Raw genomic sequence first — 5,851 nt, 5'->3', positions numbered from 1 at the left:
ATATCACTTACTACCGTTTTTGTTTTAAGTTCCCGCTAATCCGCGATGAACCAAAAAAAAGCGAGTCCCTTAGGAACTCGCAAAAATCTATTCAGTATGATGTAACAAAATATGAGCCAATCTATTAATCATAAGAAAGGACAAAAGGTTGTCTATTCGGGATAAATAATAATCAACTGGATGCGCTACATTGTCATCAATTTGTCAGCGTTAGGTGCGGTTTTAATCAGCATCTAATGTGTTCAAACTATCCATTCGTCGGCCGTAAATATGGGCTTCTTACAACTGAGCAGTGACATTGATTGGTGGCTAGTGGCCAATCGCCATTTCGTCGAGCGCTAAGAACACGTTTTCGTCTAAATGACCTTCGTGAACTTGTTTACACACTTTACGACGCACAGCTAAACCAGAGATCAAACGCTCAATAGACAAGTGTCGATTGCTGGTGCTGTCACGGTCGTTGTAAAGCTCAATCAAGCGACTCAGTGTTTCGTATGGGATAACGTCCTCCCCTACTCTCAACCAATCAAGCTTCTCAATGAGCTCAGAACACTCTTCTTTGATTGAAGCATGTGAATGCCCTGTCATAGCAGATAAAGCCGTTATACTGCGTTCTAGAGCCTCTGCAGAGGTATATTTAGAGAGAGTAATCATGATCTCGTCAGCGTTGATCTCAACAGAGTGTTTACGCTGCTTAACTCGACGTCCCAATTTGCCTCTTGGCGACGGTGCTTTGCGCTGAATTGGCTCAAACTCACCATCGATAATCTCAGACAACTCTTCCAATTTCTGCTTAGACACCATTTCATTACGCAGTGGGTTCGGTAACGTTGGTGCCATATTACGCTTGCCTGCATTGGTGGTGCGTGCTCTTGAGTAACGTAAGACTTCTTCCACATTACATTTGATATCAACCTGATAATCAGTCGTTTTTCCTTTTTCGATCAACGCGGTGATCGTTAAGTGATAACCCCAAAGGTTAACCAGGAAGGTATCTTCTTGATCCCCTACTTCACCTAACTTTCTGAGCTCGCGGATCAGATCCATCGAGAAACGACGCCAATCGATGTTACGCGCCAATTTCTGGTTGAGCTCACTGAGCAACATGCTATCTGAATGGCGACGTGCCATGCGGCTTCTAAAGTACGAATACATTTGGAAGACCAAGGTATGTTGCTTCAGGATTTCTGGCGGAAATAGGAAGAAATAGTCACGCGTCAGCAGCTCTTCGTAGAACGAAGGTTCCCAAACCAGGATGTATAGGTTCGGTTTAATGCGAATTTCGCCATCAGAGCCTTCTGTAGGCGCTTCTTCCGATGCGGTAATGGTTCTAGCTAGGAATCGGAAACGATCACTCTTAAAGCCTTCTGGCATGTTCTCGCTAAGCCAACGGCCTGTGAGCTCATGCAATTGGAAATCGGTAAATTCGATACGATCAATACTGTCACGGATCGAATCACGTGCCGGCCCGCTGTCTTTCTTGCCACGCAAGGACAAAATATCCGTGATGTAAAGTGGTGTTTTGTTCGGTGTGTGTTTCGCGTCTAGATGGTAATCATCTTGGTGATGATCATGATATTGAACAGTAAGCGTGAATAACGCGAATAGCGTCATCAGATCATCAACCGTCATAATGTTTTTTGAAGATCGTGTCTCGATCACCGCTCGAGTGCCAGAGATCGAAACCATTGATTTTTGGTAGCTCTTGCGCGTTCTAGGGGGCGCTAAGGCTTGATCAATAATGCCCGCCCAATTGGTTGGCGACACAATAAATTGATCGGCTTCGTCTTTCATCGTTGGTGGGGTATTGAGTCCGTGTTCATTCAATAAGCGTTTGTTGACTTTGGTTTGAGCTAGAGCTTTAGATCGCTTTTGCTTCTCATTTTGCTTCACGCTTTCTGTCACTAAGCTAGTAGCACCCAGTACTGATATCAATTGGTTTGGGTTAACAAAGCGATGCAGCATAGTTTTACCAGCAAGACCTTCTTCAAAGCGAACCGGAATTTGCCTGAAAAGACCGATACTAACCGCAGCTCTTAACCTTTGCTGTAAGGCTGCACGAGTAACTTGACCATCGGTTGATTCAATAATCTCGGTAGTAGAAACGTAACCGTCTTTGCTGCTAAACCCACGAAGTGAAATTAGGTTAAGAAGCTCAACGATGCTTTTGGTGACACCTTTGAAGTGTTGATATTGTTCTATCCATTCAACGGCTGTTTCAGATACCTCAAATAAATGACCATCTTTGTGGCTTCGTGCCTTAATTAACAATTTCTCTTCTGGTTTCATTTTTGATCCGTATCACACTAACCGTAATTTCACTATAGTTCCTGAATGATAAAGAAAGAATGATCATAAATAAAGAGAATTTATTGGCTTTTAAATAACTGATCTTTTTGATTAATATGATCTTAAATGATTAAGTGATCTAATGATCTGGCTGTTACTGTGGTCTTAAGTTGCTGAATTTAAAGGTTTAAAATAAACCACCTCGGAAAGCATGATCATAAAAACCCCGAAACTATGATCATTAAATCAAAGAAAGCATGATCACAGAACACCAGAAGTATGATCATTAAGTCATTGTAAGCATGATCATTATTGGCTTGAAAGCATGATCATTATACTTATACAGCTTATCCACAGTTCGGAAGTCAACATCATCTTCTAAGTCACTTCATACAACTCAATACGGATATTTATGATGGCCAATCTATCGGAATAATGATCAAGTGATGGTACTTTTTTATCCTTCCCGCCCTATTGAGGATAAAATTTAACCTGTATCTGTTGAAAATGGATAGCTTTGACGTATTTAGCGTAGGTGGGAGTTAACTAGGAAGCATGATCATGAAATTGTCATGTTGCGTATTCTCGGTCAGTGTAGATTGAATTTTCAATCATTGAGCCCTTATAGGCGTTGAATCCCCATTACAAAAGCATTTGTCCGTAACTTAGCTCTTAAATCACATGCTTCCGGAACGATATTTACTTGATCATTTTTCCGGAGTTTGATCATTTGTAATGTGCAGTTGCTCGGATCAATATTGCTAAGTTTGCGCCTTGATCATGCTTCATAATTTGGTGTTATTAATTCTCTTACATTAGATGTGTTCCATGATCATTCTTCCGCTCTGGTTAGAATCCTCTGTTGTTTTTTTGCAACTCCTCTTCTCTTATGTTTTGAATTTTTTGTCCATTGAGCGTTATTTAATTTTTATTGAATTGAAAATCTATAAATTCGAATGCAAATCACACCAACCGTAATCTATGGTTGTGTTTCAATCGTTCCGCAGCTTTTTAGCGATAATATCATTTACATTGTAAATAAGTGATGCTGTAACATTTTAAATGTGCACTAGAAATAACATGGTTGTGCATGGTGAAAATGATGACTTTTAGTATTACTCTGAGGTGATGTTTCATCAAATTGTAAAAACACTGTCTATTTTATGTGAGTTTACTCATAAATGCATGTTCATGTTTTTGTTGTGTTTGTTGTTAATCGCTGTACAATTTGTACTTAGTTAATTATTACGGAAACTGGCAATGAAAAGAGAACAAACGATTGATAAGCTCTATCAGCTAGCCGAACAAACTCAACAAGTTCAGGCTGACCGAATTGAGATTATTTTGGAAGAGCGAAGTGATGAACATTTCCCTCCAATGTCTAAAGCTATGATGGAGACTCGTTCTGGTTTAACGCGTCGTAAACTCGATGAAGCGATCACTAAACTTGAAGCTGATGGCCATCAGTTTACAAAGAACAACGCCAATCACTACTCGATTTCATTGACAGAAGCTCACATGTTGATGGACGCGGCAGAAGTGCCAAAGTTCCATCAACGTAAGCAGCATGCTGACAATAAACCATGGATTATCAACGTACAAAACCAAAAGGGTGGTACAGGTAAATCAATGACGGCAGTTCACTTAGCTGCGTGCTTATCTCTAAATTTGGACAAGCGCTACCGTATCTGTCTGATTGACTTGGATCCACAAGGCTCTTTGCGTCTGTTCTTAAACCCACAAATTAGTGGTGCAGAGCATGACAGCATTTATTCTGCAGTCGATATCATGTTGGATAATGTGCCAGAAGAGCAGGATGTTGACCTAGAATTCTTGCGTAAGAACGTGCTGTTGCCAACTCAGTATCCTAATTTGAAGACTATTTCAGCCTTCCCAGAAGATGCGATGTTTAACGCTGAAGCATGGCAAAGTCTGTCTAGAGATCAGTCACTTGATATTGTTCGTCTTTTGAAAGAAAAGCTTATCGACAAAATCGCCGATGATTTTGATGTGATCATGATTGATACTGGACCACACGTGGACCCGTTAGTGTGGAATGCAATGTACGCGTCGAACGCACTTTTAATACCATGTGCAGCCAAGCGTTTGGACTGGGCTTCAACGGTTAACTTCTTCCAGCACTTGCCAACGGTTTATGAAATGTTCCCGGACGATTGGAAAGGGCTTGAGTTCGTTCGTCTAATGCCAACGATGTTTGAAGACGACAATAAAAAACAGGTATCAGTTCTGACTGAGATGAACTACCTGTTGAATGACCAAGTAATGATGGCCACGATTCCAAGAAGCCGCGCCTTTGAAACTTGTGCTGACACTTACAGCACGGTTTTCGATCTGACGGTAAGCGACTTTGAGGGCGGTAAGAAAACTCTGGCTGTGGCTCAAGACGCAGTACAAAAAAGTGCTCTAGAATTAGAGCGTGTATTACATAGCAACTGGCCTTCACTTAATCAGGGATAACAAGAATGGCAATTAAAACATCTGACTTAAATGCAAAGCTATTTGGTAAAGCAAACAAACGTCGCGTAGCTACGCCACAAGAAGCTCAAACTGCGGTAAAAGAGCAAGCTCAAGTGATTGAGCTTTCTGTTGCGGGTGAAGATTTAGTTTCATTTGAATTGGTTCGAATTCCAGCCGCTGATGTAGCAACACGAACGGTTGTTTTTGAAGAGAATGCTCGTGAGCAGTCTTTCTTGAATGAGCACGCGCTTTCTGACGTACTAACTACGCTTAAAGAGCGCGGCCAGCAATATCCAGCGGTTGGCCGTAAGAACAAAGACGGCAAGATTGAAGTTCTTGATGGTAGCCGTCGTCGTATGTCATGTATTTTGGCTGACAAAGAGTTCTTGATCTATGTCGCTGAAAACATTAACGGCGAACATGCTAAGTTTTTATCGGATGTAGCTAACGCTCATAAACCACTTTCTCTCTATGAGAAGGGGAAGGAGATGCAAGCGAAGCTTGATAAAGGCGAAGCTGAAGACCAGAAAGCACTCGCTAAAATGTTCCAGTGCAGTGAAGCTTTGGTGAGTGGCGCGTTGAAAGCGGCCGCTTTACCACTTGAATTATTACAAGCTTACCCAAATGTGAGCGATCTTGGCCGTCCGACTATTGTTAAGTTACACAAACAATTTAGCGGTCTTACTAGTGAGCAGCAACAAACATTACTGACCAAGTGTGGTGCTTCTGAAGGCTTTGTGTGGCAGCGCAGCGAAGCTCAAGGCGTAACTCGTTTAACAAAAGATGTGACAGAGACTTTAGAAGGTTGGGTGCTCGAACTAGCACCTGCACCCGCGAAGAAAGCTTCTCCAAAAGTTGAACTTATTAAAGGTCGAGCGTCATATAGCCGTAAGGGTTCAAACTTGGCGTTAAATCTTAAGAAAGTTGATGATGCAACAATGGAAGAAATCCTTGCCTTCGTTCAATCGAAGCTCGACTAAGTCGACGACTTTTCATTGCTCCTCTAAAGCCGCTTTATGCGGCTTTTTATTGGTTCATCGCGGATTAGCGGGAACTTAAAACAAAAACGGTAGTAAGTGATATG

General features: G+C 41.6%; 3 protein-coding genes. 2 read left to right on the top strand and 1 reads right to left on the bottom strand.

What is annotated here, in order from left to right; translation table 11 throughout:
* Positions 1 to 309: 309 nt before the first annotated feature.
* Positions 310 to 2,289, bottom strand: a complete 1,980-nt coding sequence (locus AB6D80_RS23975) for a replication initiator protein RctB domain-containing protein (RefSeq protein ID WP_012601303.1) — start codon at positions 2,287 to 2,289, stop codon at positions 310 to 312.
* 1,260 nt (positions 2,290 to 3,549) lie between these two features.
* Here AB6D80_RS23975 and AB6D80_RS23970 point away from each other — a divergent pair.
* Together AB6D80_RS23970 and AB6D80_RS23965 are read left to right on the top strand one after the other, a co-directional pair.
* Positions 3,550 to 4,767 carry a ParA family protein gene (locus AB6D80_RS23970; RefSeq protein ID WP_009846016.1) on the top strand — a complete coding sequence of 406 codons (1,218 nt, stop codon included), beginning with the start codon at positions 3,550 to 3,552 and terminating at the stop codon, positions 4,765 to 4,767.
* A 5-nt stretch (positions 4,768 to 4,772) separates the two neighbouring features.
* Positions 4,773 to 5,747 (top strand): ParB/RepB/Spo0J family partition protein, encoded by a 975-nt coding sequence (locus AB6D80_RS23965; protein WP_269335301.1) that lies wholly within the window; start codon positions 4,773 to 4,775, stop codon positions 5,745 to 5,747.
* Positions 5,748 to 5,851: the final 104 nt, after the last annotated feature.

The organism is Vibrio sp. 10N.247.310.17 (assembly GCF_041466605.1).
Lineage (GTDB): Bacteria > Pseudomonadota > Gammaproteobacteria > Enterobacterales > Vibrionaceae > Vibrio > Vibrio tasmaniensis_A.
Note: the sequence above shows the minus strand (reverse complement) of the source record. Positions and strands in the feature narration are given on the sequence as shown.